Origin of the sequence: Polaribacter cellanae, assembly GCF_017569185.1 — a bacterium.
In the GTDB taxonomy this organism is placed as follows: Bacteria; Bacteroidota; Bacteroidia; order Flavobacteriales; family Flavobacteriaceae; genus Polaribacter; species Polaribacter cellanae.
Genome location: NZ_CP071869.1, coordinates 2,338,725 through 2,359,492, shown reverse-complemented (window position 1 = coordinate 2,359,492; position 20,768 = coordinate 2,338,725). Strand labels below are relative to the sequence as shown.

Below are 20,768 nucleotides of genomic sequence, written 5' to 3'. Positions count from 1 at the left end.
ATATAGTTAGTCAATTTTAAACAAAGCTAAATAAACTATATAATTGGCATTAACTTGTTTAGTACAAAAGTTAACTGTATTACTTACTTACAAATCAAAACCCATATTAACACCTAATTTCTTGGCGATAATTTTGGTAATTCGTTGTTTTACTTCTGGTATTTTTACACTTTCTAAAACCGTATTTGCAAAAGCATACATTAACAATGCTTTTCCCTCTTTTTTAGGAATTCCACGTTGTTGCATGTAAAATAAAGCATCCTCATCTAACTGACCAATGGTACAACCATGAGAACATTTTACATCGTCTGCAAAAATTTCTAGCTGAGGTTTTGCATTTATGGTTGCTCTATCGCTAATTAAAACGTTGTTGTTTTGCTGATATGCATTTGTTTTCTGAGCTTCTTTTTCAACAATTACTTTTCCGTTGAAAACACCTGTGGAACGCTCGTCGTAAATTCCTTTATAATCTTGGTGAGACTCGCAATTTGGCTCTATATGATGTACTAAAGTATGATGATCTACATGTTGTTTTCCTTCGATAATTGTAATTCCTTTTAAGATAGAATCGATGTATTCTCCTTTTTGATAAAAGTTTAAATTATTTCTTGTAATATTTCCTCCGAAAGAAAATGTATGCACAGAAACCACACTTTTCGATTGTTGTTCGATGTAAGAGTTGTCGATTAAAGAAGCGTTTAAATCGTCATTCTGAATTTTATAGTAATCTACAAAAGCACTTTTATCGGCAAAAATTTCTGTAACCGCATTTGTTAAAACAGGATTGCTGGTTAAACTTTGGTGACGTTCTATAATTTGTACCAGAGAATTCTCTCCAACAACAATTAAATTACGTGGTTGTAATAGGGTTGCTACTTCAGATCCTGTTGTTAAGTGAATGATTTGAATTGGTTTGTTAACCTCTGTATTTTTTGGAATATTTATGTAAGCACCTTCACTTGCAAATGCAGTATTTAAAGAGGTTAAATTGTCTTGTTTTGCAATTTTATTAAAATAATTATCAATTACAGCTTTGTATTTTGGCTTTGTTAATGCAGATGACATTAAGCAAACATCAATTTTATCGTGTGTAGTTTCAGATAAAAAGGAGCTGTATTTTCCATCGATAAACACAATTTTATACGCATCTATATCATGAATAAAATACTTCTTTACTTGTGCTAATTCAATTGCATTTTCTTTGTGTGGAAATAAGCTATAATCTTGCTTTAAAACCGAGTTTAAAGAAGTGTATTTCCAAGCTTCTAATTTTCTTGTTGGGAAACCTAAATTTTCAAAATTTTTAAGTGCCTCAGAACGAATTTCGTGAATATCCGATTTGGTATCTACACGATTTTCAAACGCTACGTATGATGATAGTAATTTATCTTTTAATTCCATTTTTCTATAAGTTTCAGGTTTAAAGTTTCTTTTGTTTCAAGTTGTTGCTTACTTAAATTTATTTCCTTTAAAATCCTTTTTATTTAAATAGCTTATAAAATTTGCTATTTTTTTACTCAAGCTTTCACACTCTGTAATTAATTGTTTTAATTGTTCTTCAGAAATATATTCTGAATCAAAAAGTCTGTATGATTATGAACGTGTTTCTCCTGCAGAACCTTTTGCTATTGATAAATATTGTCTAAACTCTAAATTTCCATCTCTTTCAAAACCTTCTGCTATTGTCTATAACTGAACCTGATGAGGCTTTAATTTGGTCTTTAAAGCGATAATCATTTTTTAACTCTGTGTTTTTAGATATAGAAATAACTTGCTGAGATAATTTTCTCGCAAGTTGCCATATTTCTAAATCTTCGAATCTTCTAATAGTAGCCAAAACCTGAAACTTTAAACAATAGAAACAATTTTTAAACTAACTCTTGCTTAATCCAATCATATCCTTTTGCTTCTAACTCTAAAGCCAAAGAAGCATCGCCCGTTTTTACAATTTTTCCATCGTGTAAAACGTGTACAAAATCTGGTACGATATATTCTAATAAACGCTGGTAATGTGTAATTACAATTACAGCATTGTCTTTCGATTTTAGTTTGTTTACGCCATTTGCAACAATTCTTAAAGCATCGATATCTAAACCAGAATCAGTTTCGTCTAAGATTGCTAATTTTGGCTCTAACATTGCCATTTGAAAGATTTCGTTACGTTTCTTTTCTCCTCCTGAAAAGCCTTCGTTTAAAGAACGAGATAAGAATTTGCGGTCTATTTCTAACAATTCCGATTTTTCACGAATTTTCTTTAACATGTCTTTTGCAGGCATGTCTTCTAAACCTTTTGCTTTACGAGTTTCGTTAATGGCAGTTTTTATAAAGTTGGTTACAGAAACTCCAGGAATTTCTACAGGATATTGAAAAGATAAGAAAACACCATTATGTGCTCTTTCTTCTGGAGCAAGTTCACTAATATCTTCGCCATTTAATTCGATAGATCCGTTTGTAACTTCGTATTCTTCTTTACCAGCAATAATATTTGCCAAAGTACTTTTTCCAGCACCATTGGGTCCCATAATTGCGTGTACTTCACCTGCTTTAACTTGTAGGTTTAAGCCTTTTAAAATTGTTTTATCGTCTATGTTTGCTTGTAAGTTTTCTATTTTTAACATCGTATTTGTATGTTGATTTTTTTTAATTACATTTTCTATTTTCATCTAAAGAAATAAACTTTGAAACAACCAATTGTTTTTCCAAATTACCTTCCATTCCTTCTTCCATTTTTAAATTTCCTTCAATTTTAACCCATTCTGGCTCAAAGTCTTTATGCACTGCATTTAAGTATGCTTTTTCAAGTAATAAATAAGCTTTATTTCTATTAACAGCATATCTTTTGCCAGTTTTACAATCTTTAAAAGTAGCTGCATCAGCAACATAAGTAAATTCTCCTTCGAAAGTTTTTGGCGTATTTTTTGAATTTTTATCAAGTATTTCTTGCAGTTTTAAAAAGTCTTTTGGAGAATGCTGTATAATTACTGTCGCATTTTTTTCTTTTGCAAAAGCTTCAAACTTTTTCATGCTTTCTGAAGTTTGTTTTACATTGTAATTAAATGAAGGAACTCCTTTATTGGTTCTATTTTCTTGAAAATGATACAAGTCTCCTGTTAATAAAATGGGTTTTTCTAAGCCTAAATCTACATATAAAACTTGATGCCCAATTGTATGTCCTGGCATATATTTTATGACCACTGTTCCATCACCAAAAACATCGTAATCTCCATTTATTTTTTTTACATTTTTTAATTCAGCAACTGCAGGGTTTTTAGTTTTTAAAGTATCTCCTAAAACTGAATTGTATTCGTTTTCTTGCACAATCCAAGTAGCATCTTTCATATAATTTGCATGTCCTGTATGATCGAAATGTGAATGTGACATAGCAAAATACTTGAAATCTTCAATTTTAAAACCGATTGATTTAAGTTGATTTACCAGAGAATCGGGTCTTTGAACTCTAAAAACACCACTTGGCTCATTAAAAGGTTCTGATCTTACTAATTGTTCTGGCAAACCTGCATCCCACATTAAGTTTCCTTTTGGATGTTCAATAACATAATAAGCATCTGTAAATTGTTTTGTTTGCCCTGTATAAGTTGTGTCTTGAGAGAAAACTTCTAATTTTTTCACAAAAATAGAACCGCCAACTAATTGATGTAATTTTACTTTTGGTCTCGAAGCTTCTTCAACCTTTTTTTCTGATTTTTTACAGCTTACAACACTAATTGCAAATAGTAAGAATAGTATTTTTTTCATTTTGAATTTTGCAGACCCTTCAGGTTTTTAAAAACCTGAAGGGTCTTTTTAGTTATTTTATCCTACAGAACCTTCTAAAGAAATTTCCAATAATTTTTGAGCTTCCACAGCAAATTCCATTGGTAATTTATTTAGTACCTCTTTACTAAAGCCGTTTACGATTAAAGCGATTGCTTTTTCGGTGTCTATTCCACGTTGGTTGCAATAAAAAAGTTGGTCTTCACCAATTTTACTGGTAGTTGCTTCGTGTTCTATTTGTGCCGATTTGTTTTTTGCTTCTATGTATGGAAATGTATGTGCTCCACAGGCATTACCCATTAAAAGAGAATCGCATTGAGAGAAATTACGCGCATTTTCTGCTCTCGAATTAATTTGAACCAAACCTCTATAGGAGTTTTGAGAATTTCCAGCAGAAATACCTTTAGAAATAATGGTAGAACGTGTGTTTTTCCCTAAATGAATCATTTTGGTTCCAGTATCTGCTTGCTGAAAGTTATTAGTTACAGCAATCGAGTAAAACTCACCTACAGAATTGTTTCCTTTTAGAATACAAGAAGGATATTTCCAGGTTACAGCAGAACCTGTTTCTACTTGTGTCCAAGAAATTTTTGCATTGTTTTCGCACAAACCTCTTTTGGTAACAAAGTTATAAACGCCACCTTTTCCTTCTTTATTACCAGGATACCAGTTTTGTACGGTTGAGTATTTTATTTCGGCATTGTCCATGGCAATTAACTCTACAACAGCTGCATGTAATTGGTTTTCGTCTCTCATTGGTGCTGTACAACCTTCTAAATACGAAACGTAACTATCTTTGTCTGCAACTACTAACGTTCTTTCGAACTGTCCTGTACCACCTTCGTTAATTCTAAAGTATGTAGATAATTCCATTGGACATTTTACTCCTTTTGGAATGTAACAGAAAGATCCATCAGAGAAAACTGCTGAATTTAATGCTGCATAAAAATTGTCTTTTGTTGGAACTACAGTTCCTAAATATTTACGAACCAATTCTGGGTGTTCTTGAATTGCTTCGGAAATTGGCATAAAAATAATTCCTTTTTCGCCTAATGTTTTCTTAAAAGTTGTAGCAACAGAAACAGAATCCATTACAATATCTACAGCAACATTGGCTAATTTTTTTTGTTCTTCTATAGAAATTCCTAAACGTTTAAAAGTATCTAGTAATTCTGGATCTACTTCATCTAAAGAATTTAATTTTGGTTTCTTTTTTGGCGCAGAATAGTAGGCGATATCTTGGAATTTTGGTTTCTCATAATTTACATTTGCCCAGTCTGGCTCTTCCATTTGTTCCCAAACTCGGTAAGCTTCCAAACGCCACTCAGTCATCCATTCTGGCTCGTTTTTCTTCTTGGAAATGGCACGAACAACATCTTCACTTAATCCAATTGGAAACGTGTCACTCTCTATATCTGTATAAAAACCGTATTTATATTCTTGGGTTTTTAATTCTTCTTCTAATTGTTCTTCGGTATACTTGCTCATAAATTAGTTTATAATGTTAAAAAGTTGAAAGTTTATAAAGTTGAATGTAGATATTTTAACAAACCACTTATTAGTTTTGAAACTTCGTTAATTTTTAACTTTAATTGTTCAAACTCATTTTTATCAATATATTTTATATCTAAAGCTAAACACAGTTGAGAACGAACTTCGCCTGCAGAAGCTTTTGCTAAATATAAGAATCTTATAAATTCTTTTGTTGTTTGTCTTTCAAAACCTTCAGCAATATTTGAAGAAATTGAAATTGACGCTCTTCTTATTTAATCTTTTAATCCAAAGTCTTTAGAAATAAATTGTTTGAATTGGTTACTCTATATATTTATACGTTTAGCTCTCTTGTTTTTTGCCAAGAAATTATTTCTTTAAAAGAACTAAATTTTGCCATTAGTTATGCTACTTTTTAACTTTATAAACTAAATGACTCTCCACAACCACACGTTCTGTTGGCATTTGGGTTGTTAAAAACAAAACCTTTTCCGTTTAAACCCCCAGAATATTCTAATGTGGTTCCTACTAAATATAAAAAGCTTTTTTTGTCTACAATAAGCTTTACATTGTTTTCTTCAAATACTTTATCGTCGTCAGTTTTTTTATTATCAAAAGTTAAATCGTAAGACAAACCTGAACAACCACCACTTTTAACACCAACTCTTACGTAGTCTTTGGTAGCGTCAAAACCGTCGTCAGTCATTAATTCAATGACTTTCTTTTTTGCTGTGTCTGAAACTTTTATCATAATTTTAATAAGTAAATTAAATCTAAATTGAGTGCAAATATACGATATCTGTTGCAAAAATGCACAGAACTTTCATTGTGAAACACAATGTAGCAATTGGTTTTATTGATTATTTGTTGATGGAAGCATTGTTAACAAATTCTTCGTCGGAAAGCGATAATAGAAAAGCTTTTAAATCGGCTTTGTCTTTGGTTGATAAATTTACACCACCTTCGTTAATTCTTTTCATTAAAGGATCTATCGTGGAAGATCTTTGTAAACCTTCGGAATAATGGTTAATAACTTCGTCTAAAGTTGTAAATCGTCCATCATGCATATAAGGTGCCGTAAATTTTAAATTTCTAATGGATGGCGATTTAAATTTTCCATTATCATTAGGGTCTCCAGTAACTTCTCCCAAACCTAAATCTGTAAAAGTTGCATCTAAACCATTGTTGTGAAATTTGTTATCTGTCCAAAGTGGATTGTTATTACTTCCATGACAATGGAAACAATCGCCTTTTGCTTCGTCCATAAAAACGTTAAATCCGTTTTCTTCTTCTGGTGTTAACGTTGCTTTTCCTAAAAGAAATTTATCGAATTTAGAATTTGCTGAAATAAGTGTTCTCTCGAATTGTGCAATTGCTTTTGTTACTAAAACAGAATCGATTGTTGAAGTGCCAAATGCACGTAAAAACAAATCAGGATATGTTGCATCTCCTTGTAATTTCTCTGCCACTTTTTTCCAATTCGAATGCATTTCAATAGGATTTGAAACAGGTTCAAACGCTTGTTTTTCTAAGCTAAACTCTTTTCCATTCCAAGTAAATTTTTCATCGAAGTTCCAGGCCAAATTAAATAATGGCATAGAGTTTCTGGTGCCAAAATTGCCATCTATTCCATCACTAAAACGTGTTTCGTCTGTAAATGCTTTTTTAGGATTGTGGCAAGTTGCACAAGATTGAGAATTGTCGCCAGAAAGTGTTTTATCGAAAAATAATTTTTTGCCTAAGGCAACGCCTTCTTCAGTTAATGGGTTGTTTGTGGGAATTATCGGTGCAATTAATTTATTTGCAAATAAAGTAGGAATTTCTAAATTATAAGGAATTGGGGTATAAATTTCTTCTTCTTTCGATGCGCAATGCATCAAAAGCAAAAAGGAGAGAAGAAAAATAGATTTTGTTTTCATTTTTATTTTTTACACAATTTTTTTTTACCACATAGATTTATAGAAAACATAGAGTTGGTGCCTGAAATTAAAAGACATAGATTTCACCAATTTTTAAGATTTTTTTTCTAAGATTTGCAAGTTTTTTACACAAAGATAGGCTATGTTTTCTATGTGTCTATGTCTATGTGGTTTTTACACACATACATTACTGTACTTCCCCCAAAGAAAAAACGGATTTTCCATTAGCACTCATCATTTTTTGAGCCTCGAAATTGCCCATTAAATTGGTGTCTAATTCGTTTAAATTCCACAAATTCGGATTCTTAAACCATTCTGCGATGTTTACCTTAACTTCAATTTCGGTGTTGCCTTTAATTAGCACTTTTCCAAGATTTATTTCAAAAGAAGTGTCTTCGAATTTTAAATCGGCAGGATCTGTTTTATCAACAGCTCTAATTGTATGGTAATTAAAACCAGTTTTTTGGTTGTTATCGTTTATATATTTTCCATCAAATTGCATAAAATGATAACCTCCCCCCAACATTGTAGGAACATCGAAATTTACAGAATTTAAAAATTGGTACTTACCATCTATATTTTCTTCGTTAGAAAGTCCAAAACGAAAAGTAAGATCGTAAATACCATCTTTTACATCTAAAATACTAATTTCTGTTCCAGAATTTTCGCCAACATTTACTAAAATATAATTTTTAAAACCTGTTAGATTGATGTTCGAAATTAAATAACGCAATCTTTCGATGCTTACTTTTTCGCCATTTTCGGTTGTAAATTTTAGCTTATTAAAGTCTAGATTTGTTAATGGAACTCCATCCCAATTATGGGTAAATTTTAAATTGATAAAAGGAGGGTTTACACAACAATCGATTTCTTTACAATTATTAAAAGTCATTAAAATTACAATTAATAGAATACAATATTTTTTCATTTTTTTTATTTAATTTGAATAATTAATACATCTGTAAATCCTTTGTTTTCAGTAATTTCAAAATCGTTACTACTGCTTTCTCCAACAGCAATAATCGATTTGTTATTGAGTTCTACAATATCGTATAAAAAGTCAATTTTTGCACCACCAATTGTTTTTTGCCACAACATTTTTCCGTTTTTATCTACCTTTAAAATAAGGGCATCATTTTGGCCATTATTAGAAAAACCATTGTCTAAACTTCTGGAACTTCCAGCAATTATAAAACCATTATCTTGGGTTTTATAAACGGCTCTTGCAACATCGAAATTGGTTCCACCAATTGTTTTTTCCCAAATAATTTCTCCATTTGGGGTTATTTTTACAATCCAAACATCTGCTGCACCATTATTTTTAGCAATATCTTTGTTGGAACTTCTAGTGTCGCCAATAACTATAAAATTATCATCATTTGTGGCTACAATTGCTCTTGCTTCGTCAATTTCGGAACCACCAAAACTTTTTTCCCAAACTAAATCTCCTGTTTCGGAGATTTTTATCACCCAAAAATCATAGGTTCCTTTGTTATTTTTTATGTTGAAGTCGTTACTATCGGACGAACCTGCTAGAATATAACCATTATCTGCCGTTTTTACAACTCCTAAAGGTGTGTCTGTAAACGAGCCTCCAAAATATTTACTCCATTCTAAGGTTCCAGAATTATTTGTTTTTATCGCCCAATAATCGCCACCTGCATGTTTTGTGCCAGCTGGTTTTGCATTTCCTTGTCCGCCAGAAGCAGAAACGTCTAAAACGCCAGTAATTAAATAACCATTATCGTTCGTTTCTAATAAAGAAGTGCCATAATCTGCGCCAGAAAAACCGTATGTTTTTTGCCAAAGTAAATTTCCTGATGAAGAAATTTTAAGCAACCAAAAATCTTGAAAACCTGCATTGGAAGTTACATTTCCATCGAAACTTTTGGTGTAGCCCAAAATAGCAAAACTACCATCTTTGGTTTGAATAATGTCTGCAGCTCTATCGTCTTTAGTTCCGCCAAAGTTTTTTTGCCATTCTAAAGAACTATCAGCAGAAAATTTTAAAATCCAAAAATTGAAAGATTCGTTTATTTTTCCAGAAATATCGCCATTATTGCTTTGGGTATAACCTGCAACAATATAGCCACCATCTGTAGTTTTTGCAACTGCCTTTGCCACATCGTTTTTAGAACCTCCTAAGGTTTTAACGGTAATTTCTTGAACTGAGTTTTCATTGTTTTTAACTACAATTCTATCATCATTAGAACAATTAAAAAATAAGAAACAGACAAAAACCAGTAAAAAATTTCTCAAAATATATTAAGATTTGCTTTTTCGAATAACAAATAACCCCCGATTTATATCACTTATAATAATATTTCCACTTGGTAAATAGGGGTACACATTCCAAGCACCATTAAAAGCGGTATTGTCGTTTTCTGGATAGGTGTCAAAAAAACCAACTTCAGAGAACGCTTTATTATCAATATTAGAAATGTCTATAATTCGAACGCCTGCTGTATAATTGGCTTGAAAAAACAAGTTTCCTTTTACATAACCATTATGATCGATTGCTGCAGATTTTCCTAAATACTCGAAATGGAGTAGTGGATTGTCTAAATCTGTAAAGTCGAAAATTATTGTTCTTGTATTTACACCTTTGTTTTTTTCATCTAACTCATCTCCCAAAATAAAATATTTAAAGTCTTCTGTAAACCAACCTTGGTGAGTGTAACCAATATTTGAGTAACTTATGGCAGCAATTTTAGTAGGATTTTCTTTGTCTGTAACATCTACAATTACCACTTCGTTTTCGTTGCTTCCAATAAGAATTTCTTTTCCTGTATAATCTAAATCGGGCCCATTATAAGTTACTACTTGTGCATCATGCGAATAGGCACTTTGCTCGAAACCACCAGCAGCTTTTACTTGAAAAGGATCGCTTAAATCGATAAAATGTGGACCACCAGCAAAGGTTTTTGTTCCAACTGCATACGCAAAACCACTTTCTTCGTTAATAACGATGTTATGAGCACTTCCAAAACCACTATACTCTCTATCTGCCACAAATTCTATTGGAGGGTTTGTAACTTGTGCTAACCTATTTAAATTAAAGATTTGCATTCCATGATCTTTGGCTTCGCTTACAATATATGCTACATTTTTATATACTTTTATATCTCTCCAAGAACTATTTTCGGTTCTTGTCTTTAGAAAACCTAGGATGGTTGCTTTTGCAGGATTCGTAATATCGATAAAAGAAACACCTTTATTTGTTCCAACAAGTGCATATTCTTTATTGGTTGCACTGTCTACCCAAGCCCAACTATCGTTACCAACTGTGTTTTCGCCAGCCATTTCTTCTAAAGAAATGTGTGCTAATAAATCGTAATCTTTACAGGGGTATTTACCAGCAAAGCCATTTTCGCATTTGGCAGACGGTTTTATAATTATTTGTCTATCCACTTCGAAAACATCTTTTTTAGAACAACTAAATGTTGCTAATATTAAGAGAAGGAGAATTTTTTTCATCATAATTTATTTTTAAAAATCTATGTAGATTCTACATTAAGATAACGAAATTATCTATTTTTAGTATTTCGAATTGTGTCTTAAAAAGACAATTTATTTAAGTTAATAACTTTTTAAAAATCAAAAATAAACATAATACAGCAAATTATTTATACATCTCTGTTAAAGTAATTCTGTATTCTTTTTTATTGTAATTATCTTTGCAAAATGTTAGAAGATAAAAACCCACAGAAAACATCGTTATCCGAACTTGGAGAGTTTGGTTTAATAAACCATATTACACAGCATTTTAAAGTTGAAAATCCATCTACAATTAAAGCTGTTGGAGATGATGCAGCAGTTTTAGATGCTTCCGAAAAGCAAACTTTAGTTACTACAGATTTGTTGATTGAAGGGGTGCATTTCGACTTAAGTTACATGCCTTTAAAGCATTTAGGTTACAAAGCTGTAATGGTTAATTTGTCTGATGTGTATGCAATGAACGGGTCTGCAGAGCAAATTACGGTTTCAATTGCAGTTTCTAATCGTTTTCCTTTGGAAGCTATTGAGGAATTGTATGCAGGAATTCAGTTGGCTTGTAACACTTATAAAATTGACTTAATTGGTGGAGACACCACGTCTTCTACCAAAGGAATGTTAATTTCCATTACTGCCATTGGTAAGGCAAATAAAGAGGATGTTATTTACAGAAATGGCGCAAAAGAAACCGATTTAATTGTAGTTTCTGGAGATTTGGGAGCTGCATATTTAGGTTTGCAAGTTTTAGAACGAGAGAAACAAGTTTTTAAAGTAGACCCAAACAATCAGCCAGATTTAGACAATTATACGTATTTAATTGAAAGACAATTAAAGCCTGAAGCTCGAAAAGATGTTCCTGGAATTTTAAAGGAATTGAAAGTTAAACCAACTGCTATGATTGATATTTCTGACGGACTTTCCTCGGAACTTTTTCATATTTGTACACAAAGTAAAGTAGGTTGTAAAATTTATGAAGATAAATTGCCTTTAGACCCGCAAGTAATTTCTACCTGCGAAGAATTTGAGTTAGATTCTACCATGGTTGCTTTAAGTGGAGGTGAAGATTACGAACTTTTGTTTACAGTACCAATTGACGATTTCGAAAAAATAAAAGGAAATCCTAATTTTTCTGTTATTGGACATATTACTGCAGAAAACCAAGGGTTAAATTTGGTAACCAGAGCAAACCAAGAAATTGAGTTGAAAGCTCAGGGTTGGAATGCTTTGAAAGGTGATTAGAAATTTTATGATTCGTTTTTTCGGGGATGATTCGTTTAACCCTATATTGATATGTAACTTTTTAATGTTTTATATCAGAAGTTAAACGAAATTAGCGTTTTTTTTTTTGAGAAAGTCAAGTTTTCTGCTTTCTCTGATTATTGATACAAAACACATCTTAGAGGTTTTTTCCATTCAATCTTAAAGAGACCAAAATATAAGCTCTATGATATTTAATATGGTCGGAAAGTAGTCATAAAACTTGTCTTTATACGAAACTAAGATAATTTTTTAGTTTAGGTATATATTCCTTTTTAACAGATTAAATATCTTCCACAAACTCTAAAAACACTTTTTTATGACACTCTAAATCTAAATCTGGAGAAAGTGAAACTCTGGCAATATAATCTTTGTCGCCTTCTTTTGTAGTTCCTTGGGTTGAGGTTGCAGGAATGGTCCAATAACAACCTTTTAATTGTCCATAACTTACACAATGCTTGCTTTCATTCGGAATTTTAGTAATCATTAAATGTATTAATTTATGATTCAGTTCTCGTTTATATGCTTCTTTTTCTTTAGCAGAATTTCCTTTTGTGGGTAAATCCAAAGAAAAAACAGAAGGTGTAAAACCTTGTTTTGCTAATTTTTCTGACACAAAATTTATTTTCGCTTCTGGCAAAACTTTATGAATAAAATTCACAAATTCACGCGTATTTTTGTAAGCATCTTTAATTCTTTGGTTCATAGAAGGTAGTTGTTTTGCCAAGATTTCCATTTGAATATCTGTGGCTTCATTATCACAAAGATTTAAGTGAATTTCTATTTTCTCCATTAAATCTTTCGTTTTATTGTTTCCAACAACATAACCAGCAGTACATTTTCCACCACTTGGAAATTTAGAACCACTTGCATAAGAAATCGTTCTAACTGTAGAAAGAATTTCTCCTTCGCCTAAAAAATGAACATTTGGGCAGAAAGTTTGGTCTAAAATAAAAACGGGGTCAATCGCAATTTTTCCATTTGCAGTTGTACGTTCTTTGCTTAAAGCCTCTTTTAATTTGATTAAATCTGGAACTTCCACACGTGGATTCGTAGGAATTTCTGCAATAATATAAGGAATCGCATCTTCGTTGGCGATTTTCTCCAAAACTCTATTGATGCTCTGAACCATATTATTATCACCATCAACTGGCAAATCCACAACCTCCACATTTGCATTGCAAGTAGCAACACGTCTTGCTTGGTCGTTTGTGCCTCCATAACAATTTGGTGGAACAATAAATTTAATGGCTTTTTTAGGATGATTTTCTCGTGCATGATGCACTAAACCCATCATAATTGCATATTGAACAGACAAACCACTTGAACCCACCAAAGGTTGTAAGGTAGTTTCTGTAATTTTTTTGATGGAATTTAAAACGCTCCTTTTGTTTATTTCAAAATCACTATTATTGATAAAAGGAGTATTTTCAACTAAAGATTGTAAAGCAATTAAACAATTAGAAGGCGTCATTGCAATGGTTTCTCTTCTTCTTACATGTTGAATATCGGGAATATAAGATTTGTTTTCTTGTCCATTGATTAATAAAATACTACCTAAATTTTTATAAATATTGATGTAGAAATCGATGTTTGATTGTAAGTTTTGTATAGAAATTTCACTTTGTGCTTCAATAAAAATAGTACTTCCATCAAATTCATCAACTTTTGAAGTGTTTCCTACTTTTTTCAATTCAAATTGATAGCCATAAACACTTTTTAAAATTTCTGCATTAAAAGATTTAGGGATTTTATTTGAATATAAAATTTGCGTTTTTTTATTGGCTAATAAATTCGTTCTTAAAATTGCCAAAATAGGCATGGTTTCAGATGAAAAACTAATAATTTTTTCTGCATTTAGATTGTGTAATTTTCCAATAACCCATTCTAAAACACAAGATAAAGGATGTCCTAAACGAATATAATCGTACGCAGTTGGTAATTCTTTTAGCGCAGAATTATTAAAATTATTTTTGTTGAATAAAGTTTCAAATTGATTTATAAATTCGGTTTTTGCTAATTTTTCATTATAAATATCTAATCTGTGTGTTGTTAGGTTTAGCCAATCTTTTGGTATGTTTTCTAATACTTTTGTTATGTAATTGGATAATTTATTATTGTACATACTTTTTATTTTCTTTGTAGGAGTTGCAAGTTACGTTAATTCGGTTTTTTAGAAAAAATAAAGGCTAACAGCTTTTTATAAAAACTTTTAAAGCCTTAATTAATTCCTCTTTATTTTCAATATGGCTCATGTGTCCATTATTAAAAATAACCACTTCCGAATTTGTTTTTTTAGCTTCATTTATAGATATTTTAAAATTTAAAACAGGGTCTTTTTCACCTACAATTATCAATTTTTTAAAATCGTTTTCCGCTAAAATATGATTTCTATTCGAGCGAATTCTCATGCCTTCTTGTGTTGCAATATACCCTTGAATTGGCGTTTGTAAAGCTTCATGTAAAGCCGATTTCATTTCCTCTTTAAATTTTTGTCTACTCTCCTCGCCAAACAAATTTAAAAAAGACATTCTAACCATATTTGTAAAGTTATCTTGAATCATCTTATTAGCGCGTAAACGTAAATTTTTACGTTCATTATCATCTTCATTTGAGGTAGAATTTAGCAAACACAAACCTTTTACTTTTTGCGGGTTTTTATCAGCAAAAGCCAAAGCAACATAACCACCTAAAGAATGCCCGATTAAAATAGATTTTCTGATTCGTAAATGTTTTAAAACGGCTTCAACAGTTTCTGCAAATAACTCCATAGAATGGGAATACCCAATACAATCCGTTTTTCCATGTCCTAATAAATCAATGGTAATTATTCTGTTTCTTTTAGAAATTTCTGGAATAATGTCTTTCCACATCGTAGAATTTTCTAAAAACCCGTGAATTAAGACAATTGCAGTTCCTTTTCCCTGGTCAGAAAAAGAGATTTTGGCGTTTTTAAATTTGATGTTTTGTGTCATTTTATTTTTATTCTATTTTAACCCAGAAAGGGTTTCAAACCCTTTCTGGGTTGGAGCTCTATATTTTTAACCATTCATCTATAGAAAAAGCATCAATTTTTTGCTGATGTGTATCTATAAAATTCTGTTTGTCATCAAAATAATCAATCACTTTTTCTCTTTCTATTAATGTTTTTTGATCAGAAATAATAGCACTATAAGAACTCCAATAATAATCCGCTAATTTTTCAACAAAGTTATGCTGAATCGGATTGTTATGAATATATAAAATCAAATTTTTTAAATACTTTTCATCTTTAATTTGCTTTCTTTTAAAAGGTTTTTATAGCAAAGAACCATGTCTATTATTTTGTTTATTAATAGCTTGTGCATAGGCATTAAAAAGGTTAGAAAATTGTTGAGAAGGTTTCTTTTCTGCTTTTTCAGAATTAATTGAAAAACCAGCACAAATTTCTTCCTCACTTCTAATTTTTATCAATAAATGAAAGTGATTTTTTAATAAACACCAAGCAAAAGTTTCTGCGACTGGGAAAATGTATTTTTTATATAACTTTAAGAAATGACGATAATTACCATCAGTATAAAACAAATTTTCTCCATTAATTCCTCTATTATAAACATGATAGTAATAATCTAATTGAATGGTTTCTAATTGTCTCATTTTTATTTATCTGATTTTTATTAATTTATAATTAATAAACCCCTAAAGGGTTTTAAACCCTTTAGGGGTTGGTGATTTTAAAACTTATTTACTTCAAAATAAATATTTAATCTGTTAAATATACCTAAAATATGTATATTTCACGTTTAAATATAATGCTACAATTATGAAATTTATAAAAGGATTCATTTTCGCTTTTTTACTATCTACAATTACTTTATCTGCTCAAATAAAAGATAAAAAATTAGACAAATTAATACAAGAAACGCTCACCACTTTCGATGTTCCTGGTATTTCTGTCGGAATTTTAAAAGACGGCGAAATTGTCTATGCAAAAGGTTATGGAGTTCGTTCTTTAACCACAAAAAAAGACATGAACGAAAATACCTTGGTTGGTGTTGCTTCCAACAGTAAAGGTTTTACATGTTTTGCGTTGGCAATGATGGTAGATGAAGGCAAATTAAATTGGGACGATAAAGTACGAAAACACATTCCAGAATTTCAATTATATGATGCTTGGGTTACACAAGAATTTACGGTTAGAGATTTGGTTATACACAGAAGTGGAATGGCTTTAGGCGCTGGAGATTTGATGTTTTTTCCAGAAGGAAACGATTTTACAGTAACAGATATAATTAACAATGTAAAGTATTTAAAACCAGAAACTTCGTTTAGAAGTAAATTTGCTTACAACAACAACATGTTTATTATTGCTGGCGAAGTTTTAAAACGTGTAAGTGGTCTTTCTTGGGAAGAATTTATCGAGCAAAAAATAATGAAACCTGTTGGAATGAACAACAGTAAAGCGTCTTACAACAGAGTTACAAATCGTACAAATATTATTGATGCGCATACAAGAACCGAAGGAAAAGTTGTTCAAATTCCTCATGATTGGAGCGAAACAGCAAACGCTGCAGGAGGAATTGTAAGTAACGTAAAAGACATGCTTACTTGGGCAAAATTTTTAATGAATGATGCTGTAACTGAAGATAGAAAACGTTTGTTGAGTTCGAATCAATTTCATGAACTTTGGCAATTGCAAACACCTTTAAAAGTGGGTAAAAACGATTGGTACAATTCTAATTTTAGAGGGTATGGTTTGGGTTGGTTTTTAACGGATGTTAAAGGTGGATATAAACAAGTATATCATACAGGTGGTTTGTTGGGTACTGTTACACAATTTACCATGATTCCTGATTTAGATTTAGGAATTATTGTACTCACAAATCAAATGAATGGAAATGCATTTCACACGATTACAAATACGATTAAAGACAGTTATTTAGGTTATAAAGACAGAAATTGGCTAAAAACCTATGGAGATAGAAACGCCAATTATTTAAAATATAACGACAGTATAAAAGCAAGTGTTTACAAGAAAGTCGCCTTGGCTAAAAATGATAGAAATTTACCAAAACCGAGTCAAATTGTGGGTACTTATAACGATGCTTGGTTTGGTGATGTTGTGATTTCTTTTGATGGAAATAAATACACCATAAAAAGTAAACGATCTACAGATATTGTAGGTGAATTATTACCTTACAACCAAACAACATATGTTGCAAAATGGAATAATAGAAGTTTCGATGCCGATGTTTTTGTAAACTTTACTTTTAATGAAAAAGGAAACGCAACAAATGCAGTTATGAAGTTTGTAGCACCAATTACCGATTTCAGTTTCGATTTCGAACATTTAAATCTTAAAAAAGTCAATTAAATTGAATAAAACAAAAGAAATTTGGATTGCTGGTTTTGCACTTTTCTCGCTTTTTTTTGGAGCAGGAAATTTAATTTTACCTCCATCCTTGGGTGCAAATGCTGGTGCAGATTGGTGGATTGTTGTGTTGGGTTTTGTACTAACTGCAGTAACAATTCCTATTTTGGCAATTTTTGCACATGCAAAACTACAAGGAACTTTATACGATTTTGGTAAAAAAGTCTCACCACTTTTTAGTACAATTTATTGTTTGCTTATTTATAGTATTGCCATCGCAATTCCATCTCCAAGAACAGCTGCAGTTACGCACGAAATGACTATGCAACCGTTTTTTGAAACTACACCACTTTTAACAAGCATTATTTATTTTGTGTTGGTTTTTATTTTTGCCAGTAACAGGTCTAAAATAATTGGTTTAATTGGTAAGTTTTTAACACCAATTATTGTGCTTATTTTACTAATAATTATCGGAATTTCGTTTTTTACTTCATCAGGTACAGTAAATCCATCTACATTTAAAATGCCTTTTGTAGACGGAATTTTAGAGGGTTACCAAACTTTTGATGCAATTGGTGGCGTTGTTGTTGGAGCTGTAATTATTATTTCTTTGAATTATAGTTCTCACACCACTTTCGAAGCCAAAAGAAAACTCATTAGAAAAGCTGGTTTTATTGCAGGAACAGGTTTGTTATTAATTTACGGAGGACTAATTTTAAGTGGCTCTTTATTTTCATCTACTTTTGTGGAAGGAGCTTCCAGAACTGAAATTTTATCGAGTTTAAGCACACAAACTTTAGGATATTTAGGCACTACGTTTTTAAGTGTTTTGGTAGCTTTGGCATGTTTTACAACAGCAGTTGGTATTGTAACAGGAACTGCAGATTACATCAAAGGAATTTGTAACGATTCTAAAAAAGCATATATTATTACAGCTGCAATAGCTTCTATAATTGGTATTATTGTGGGAAGTTATCAAGTAGATTTTATTATTACATTGGCAGTGCCAGCATTAATGTTTTTATATCCAATAACAATTGTTTTGATTTTACTAAACATTGTTCCAGATAAATATGCTTCGAAATTGGTATTTAGAGGCGTGGTTTTAGTAACGTTTATTTTTAGTATTCCAGATTTTTTAGGATTTGTAATTCCAAGAGAAAATTTAGTGGTAATTAAAAATATAATTCCATTAGCAAACTTAAGTTTAGGCTGGGTAATTCCTGCTATTTTGGTATTTTTTGGGTTGAATTTGGTTAAAAGAAATTAAATATTACAAATCTAAAATCCCAAAAGTTTCAGTGTAAGGAACATCAATACTAATTATTTCAAATTTTGGTTGTATTCCTTTTTTCAATAAAGCCAAAGTTTTTTTTGAACGAACATCAGAAGTAACGAAATGAGTAATAGTTTTATCAAAATCTGCTTGAGCAAAAAGTTTTGAATCGTTAGGTATTATTGCTCTTGGAGACAATGATTCTTCACTAATTCTATTTTCTCTAAAAAGTATTTTTGCAAATTCTCCAGTTTTTTCTGCGTCTTTTAAATTGAAAGCAAGAATTTGAATGTTTTTTAAGGGTAAATCTTCAATTTTTCCAAGAACACAATATTCTGCAATTGTAATTGTTGAAACTTTTAAAACGATATCATTTTCCAAGAAATATCTATAATATCCAACTGCATTTGAGTGAATAGGGTCTTCATCATTTAATAAACGAATGAAGAAACTTGTATCGAGTAATACACTATGCTTCATAACCACCTCTTAAATTACATAGCCATTCATCTGTATTAATACTATTCCAACTTTTTTTAGCTTTATTAATTAATGAATTCAAATATTCACTATCGAATTTTGGTTGATAATCGATTAATTCTAATAAAGTAAGTCTTTTTGTATCAATTTCTCCAGTTTCAATATTTTGTTTTCCTTTTGCTCTAACACCAAATTTTTTGAAAAGTAAGTTTTCTTCTTTTTCTTTCAAAAATTCTTCTCCAGTTTCTATGGTAAGATAACCAAAATCTTTAGTATCTAAATGAATATTTATTTTACTTTTACCTCCAGCATCTTTTAAAATACCATAAAAGTAGAATTCTGCATCAACCCAGATATTTTCTGTTCTAAAGAATTTAGTAGAAGGGTTTATTGTTAACTCGTAAGTTTCATTTAAAGAGGTTTTTATTTGAAATTCATAATCTTTTTGAAGAGATAAATTTTGAATATTCTCAATAGCTCTTGCTGTTTTTACCTCTAAAAAATCAATAGATTCATTGGTTTGAATTTGAGTTAAAATTGCACTGAATCCAATAACTGCTTGAATTGTGGTTTTAAATATATGTTTTACAGAACCTTCTTCAATATCATATGTAATTAAAGGCCTGTCTTTCTTGTTATTTGGATACAATAAATCATCTACATTTTGCAAAATTGATGCAATATGTTTAATGTCATAATTATTGGGTTTTAAATCTTGATTTCCAGATTTTCCAACAACACGAATTTCTATGTCTCCTATTTTTTCCACAACCCAAAGATACAATTTATTTAATTTTCAAAATTATCATTTTTACCAAAACGTTAAAGGTTTTATTTATTTTTACGACCAACAAACAAAAACCAATTTGGCACTCCAAGAGATTACAAAATATTCGTTTAAAGATACTTTTTCATTAAGTCGTGTTCAGTTCGACAAAGCATGTACCATAAATCGTAACGAGCAAATAAACGCGTATGCTATTTATTGGATCCAAGAAGGAAAAGGAACTTATAATATCGATTTTAAAGAATATACGTTTGATGATAATGTGTTGTTTTTCTTGTCTCCAAATCAGGTTTTTACAGTCGATTCCGAAAAAATAAAAACAGCTTATAAACTTACTTTTGTGCGAGATTTTTACTGCATTCAAACACACGATAAAGAAGTGGCTTGTAACGGAATTCTCTTCAACAATATTTATGAAACTCCGTTTGTAAAACCTTGCAAAAAAGACACTGTAAAACTCAACTTTATTTTGGAGAGTTTGGTGGAGGAATTTCAGCAAAACGAAACTGCACAATATGATATGTTGCAAGCCTATTTAAAGCAATTTATTATTTATGCAGTTCGTGTAAAGAAGGAAAATCATGTACTAAAAGAAGATACAGAAACCCGACTTTTTAAAGATTTTAGTTTGTTGGTAGAGCAGAATTTTAAAAAATTACATTCTGTAACAGATTATGCGAACAGATTAGGAATTTCGCCAAAATCTATCACGAAACACTTTCAGAAATTAGGTACAAAAACACCATCAGAATTTATTAAAAACCGTATTTTATTAGAAGCAAAACGCTTGTTAATTTATACCGATAAAACCGTAAAAGAAATCGCTTTTGAGCTTGGTTTTAATGATCCTGCGTATTTTACTCGCTTTTTCACTAAGGCAATTTCCAAGTCTCCACTTCAATTTAAAAAGGAACATTAATACTACCCCAAAATTTCGGG

At 30.8% G+C, this 20,768-nt stretch carries 20 protein-coding genes and 1 pseudogene; 4 read left to right on the top strand and 17 right to left on the bottom strand.

Annotated features, from left to right (window positions below):
* Nucleotides 1-87 precede the first annotated feature (87 nt).
* The 11 genes and pseudogenes from sufD to J3359_RS10565 all read right to left on the bottom strand — a co-directional run bounded on the left by sufD (nucleotide 88) and on the right by J3359_RS10565 (nucleotide 10,661).
* Entirely contained in the window at nucleotides 88-1,401 is a 1,314-nt protein-coding gene (gene sufD / locus J3359_RS10615) for a Fe-S cluster assembly protein SufD (protein ID WP_208076842.1), read from the bottom strand.
* 48 nt (nucleotides 1,402-1,449) lie between these two features.
* Nucleotides 1,450-1,837: pseudogene (locus J3359_RS10610) on the bottom strand (four helix bundle protein).
* 31 nt (nucleotides 1,838-1,868) lie between these two features.
* On the bottom strand, nucleotides 1,869-2,618 hold the full coding sequence (sufC, locus tag J3359_RS10605) for a Fe-S cluster assembly ATPase SufC (protein ID WP_208080462.1): 750 nt from the start codon (nucleotides 2,616-2,618) through the stop codon (nucleotides 1,869-1,871).
* A 22-nt stretch (nucleotides 2,619-2,640) separates the two neighbouring features.
* The gene (locus J3359_RS10600) at nucleotides 2,641-3,756 is read right to left on the bottom strand and encodes an MBL fold metallo-hydrolase (RefSeq protein WP_208076841.1); all 1,116 of its coding nucleotides are present in this window, start codon (nucleotides 3,754-3,756) and stop codon (nucleotides 2,641-2,643) included.
* Between the two features lie 57 nt (nucleotides 3,757-3,813).
* On the bottom strand, nucleotides 3,814-5,262 hold the full coding sequence (gene sufB / locus J3359_RS10595; RefSeq protein ID WP_208076840.1) for a Fe-S cluster assembly protein SufB: 1,449 nt from the start codon (nucleotides 5,260-5,262) through the stop codon (nucleotides 3,814-3,816).
* A gap of 32 nt (nucleotides 5,263-5,294) precedes the next feature.
* The gene (locus J3359_RS18325) at nucleotides 5,295-5,507 is read right to left on the bottom strand and encodes a four helix bundle protein (RefSeq protein ID WP_243766020.1); all 213 of its coding nucleotides are present in this window, start codon (nucleotides 5,505-5,507) and stop codon (nucleotides 5,295-5,297) included.
* 179 nt (nucleotides 5,508-5,686) lie between these two features.
* Entirely contained in the window at nucleotides 5,687-6,016 is a 330-nt protein-coding gene (locus J3359_RS10585; protein ID WP_208076839.1) for a HesB/IscA family protein, read from the bottom strand.
* Between the two features lie 109 nt (nucleotides 6,017-6,125).
* Nucleotides 6,126-7,184: a cytochrome-c peroxidase gene (locus J3359_RS10580; RefSeq protein ID WP_208076838.1), complete on the bottom strand. Its 1,059-nt coding sequence runs from the start codon at nucleotides 7,182-7,184 to the stop codon at nucleotides 6,126-6,128.
* Nucleotides 7,185-7,371: 187 nt separating this feature from the next.
* Entirely contained in the window at nucleotides 7,372-8,112 is a 741-nt protein-coding gene (locus J3359_RS10575; RefSeq protein ID WP_208076837.1) for an MbnP family protein, read from the bottom strand.
* Nucleotides 8,113-8,117: 5 nt separating this feature from the next.
* A complete protein-coding gene (locus tag J3359_RS10570) occupies nucleotides 8,118-9,443 on the bottom strand; it encodes a hypothetical protein (RefSeq protein WP_243765899.1) in 1,326 nt (441 codons plus the stop codon).
* A gap of 6 nt (nucleotides 9,444-9,449) precedes the next feature.
* Entirely contained in the window at nucleotides 9,450-10,661 is a 1,212-nt protein-coding gene (locus J3359_RS10565; protein WP_437440100.1) for a choice-of-anchor B family protein, read from the bottom strand.
* Between the two features lie 207 nt (nucleotides 10,662-10,868).
* Here J3359_RS10565 and thiL point away from each other — a divergent pair, with 207 nt between their 5' ends.
* The gene (gene thiL, locus J3359_RS10560) at nucleotides 10,869-11,918 is read left to right on the top strand and encodes a thiamine-phosphate kinase (RefSeq protein ID WP_208076835.1); all 1,050 of its coding nucleotides are present in this window, start codon (nucleotides 10,869-10,871) and stop codon (nucleotides 11,916-11,918) included.
* 301 nt (nucleotides 11,919-12,219) lie between these two features.
* Here thiL and J3359_RS10555 read toward each other — a convergent pair whose 3' ends face one another.
* From J3359_RS10555 to J3359_RS18315, 4 genes are all read right to left on the bottom strand, one after another.
* Nucleotides 12,220-14,061, bottom strand: coding sequence for a PLP-dependent aminotransferase family protein (locus tag J3359_RS10555; RefSeq protein ID WP_208076834.1), 1,842 nt, complete (start codon nucleotides 14,059-14,061; stop codon nucleotides 12,220-12,222).
* A gap of 64 nt (nucleotides 14,062-14,125) precedes the next feature.
* Entirely contained in the window at nucleotides 14,126-14,911 is a 786-nt protein-coding gene (locus tag J3359_RS10550) for an alpha/beta fold hydrolase (protein ID WP_208076833.1), read from the bottom strand.
* Nucleotides 14,912-14,969: 58 nt separating this feature from the next.
* The gene (locus tag J3359_RS18320) at nucleotides 14,970-15,185 is read right to left on the bottom strand and encodes a hypothetical protein (protein ID WP_243765898.1); all 216 of its coding nucleotides are present in this window, start codon (nucleotides 15,183-15,185) and stop codon (nucleotides 14,970-14,972) included.
* 48 nt (nucleotides 15,186-15,233) lie between these two features.
* Nucleotides 15,234-15,572: a transposase gene (locus tag J3359_RS18315; protein ID WP_243765897.1), complete on the bottom strand. Its 339-nt coding sequence runs from the start codon at nucleotides 15,570-15,572 to the stop codon at nucleotides 15,234-15,236.
* A gap of 166 nt (nucleotides 15,573-15,738) precedes the next feature.
* Between J3359_RS18315 and J3359_RS10540 the strand changes: the two genes are divergently transcribed.
* Together J3359_RS10540 and brnQ are read left to right on the top strand one after the other, a co-directional pair.
* The gene (locus J3359_RS10540) at nucleotides 15,739-17,289 is read left to right on the top strand and encodes a serine hydrolase (RefSeq protein ID WP_208076832.1); all 1,551 of its coding nucleotides are present in this window, start codon (nucleotides 15,739-15,741) and stop codon (nucleotides 17,287-17,289) included.
* 1 nt (nucleotide 17,290) lies between these two features.
* Complete coding sequence (gene brnQ / locus J3359_RS10535) at nucleotides 17,291-18,556, top strand: branched-chain amino acid transport system II carrier protein (RefSeq protein WP_208076831.1); 1,266 nt, start codon at nucleotides 17,291-17,293, stop codon at nucleotides 18,554-18,556.
* 3 nt (nucleotides 18,557-18,559) lie between these two features.
* On the opposite strand, the gene J3359_RS10530 is transcribed toward brnQ, so the two are convergent.
* On the bottom strand, nucleotides 18,560-19,042 hold the full coding sequence (locus tag J3359_RS10530) for a PIN domain-containing protein (protein ID WP_208076830.1): 483 nt from the start codon (nucleotides 19,040-19,042) through the stop codon (nucleotides 18,560-18,562).
* Nucleotides 19,032-19,811, bottom strand: coding sequence for a hypothetical protein (locus J3359_RS10525; RefSeq protein WP_208076829.1), 780 nt, complete (start codon nucleotides 19,809-19,811; stop codon nucleotides 19,032-19,034). Before J3359_RS10525 ends, J3359_RS10530 begins: the two co-directional genes overlap by 11 nt.
* On the opposite strand from J3359_RS10525, the gene J3359_RS10520 reads away from it, so the two are divergent.
* Nucleotides 19,792-20,748: a helix-turn-helix domain-containing protein gene (locus J3359_RS10520; RefSeq protein ID WP_243765896.1), complete on the top strand. Its 957-nt coding sequence runs from the start codon at nucleotides 19,792-19,794 to the stop codon at nucleotides 20,746-20,748. The genes J3359_RS10525 and J3359_RS10520 overlap by 20 nt on opposite strands.
* The last annotated feature ends 20 nt before the right edge of the window (nucleotides 20,749-20,768 follow it).

Excerpts from the sequence above, each read along its gene's own strand:
- sufD (WP_208076842.1), bottom strand. The coding sequence starts at position 1,401 with ATGGAATTAAAAGATAAATTACTATCATCATACGTAGCGTTTGAAAAT.
- sufC (WP_208080462.1), bottom strand. The coding sequence starts at position 2,618 with ATGTTAAAAATAGAAAACTTACAAGCAAACATAGACGATAAAACAATT.
- J3359_RS10600 (WP_208076841.1), bottom strand. The coding sequence starts at position 3,756 with ATGAAAAAAATACTATTCTTACTATTTGCAATTAGTGTTGTAAGCTGT.
- sufB (WP_208076840.1), bottom strand. The coding sequence starts at position 5,262 with ATGAGCAAGTATACCGAAGAACAATTAGAAGAAGAATTAAAAACCCAA.
- J3359_RS10585 (WP_208076839.1), bottom strand. The coding sequence starts at position 6,016 with ATGATAAAAGTTTCAGACACAGCAAAAAAGAAAGTCATTGAATTAATG.
- J3359_RS10580 (WP_208076838.1), bottom strand. The coding sequence starts at position 7,184 with ATGAAAACAAAATCTATTTTTCTTCTCTCCTTTTTGCTTTTGATGCAT.
- J3359_RS10575 (WP_208076837.1), bottom strand. The coding sequence starts at position 8,112 with ATGAAAAAATATTGTATTCTATTAATTGTAATTTTAATGACTTTTAAT.
- J3359_RS10565 (WP_437440100.1), bottom strand. The coding sequence starts at position 10,661 with ATGAAAAAAATTCTCCTTCTCTTAATATTAGCAACATTTAGTTGTTCT.
- thiL (WP_208076835.1), top strand. The coding sequence starts at position 10,869 with ATGTTAGAAGATAAAAACCCACAGAAAACATCGTTATCCGAACTTGGA.
- J3359_RS10555 (WP_208076834.1), bottom strand. The coding sequence starts at position 14,061 with ATGTACAATAATAAATTATCCAATTACATAACAAAAGTATTAGAAAAC.
- J3359_RS10550 (WP_208076833.1), bottom strand. The coding sequence starts at position 14,911 with ATGACACAAAACATCAAATTTAAAAACGCCAAAATCTCTTTTTCTGAC.
- J3359_RS18315 (WP_243765897.1), bottom strand. The coding sequence starts at position 15,572 with ATGAGACAATTAGAAACCATTCAATTAGATTATTACTATCATGTTTAT.
- J3359_RS10540 (WP_208076832.1), top strand. The coding sequence starts at position 15,739 with ATGAAATTTATAAAAGGATTCATTTTCGCTTTTTTACTATCTACAATT.
- J3359_RS10530 (WP_208076830.1), bottom strand. The coding sequence starts at position 19,042 with ATGAAGCATAGTGTATTACTCGATACAAGTTTCTTCATTCGTTTATTA.
- J3359_RS10520 (WP_243765896.1), top strand. The coding sequence starts at position 19,792 with ATGTCTCCTATTTTTTCCACAACCCAAAGATACAATTTATTTAATTTT.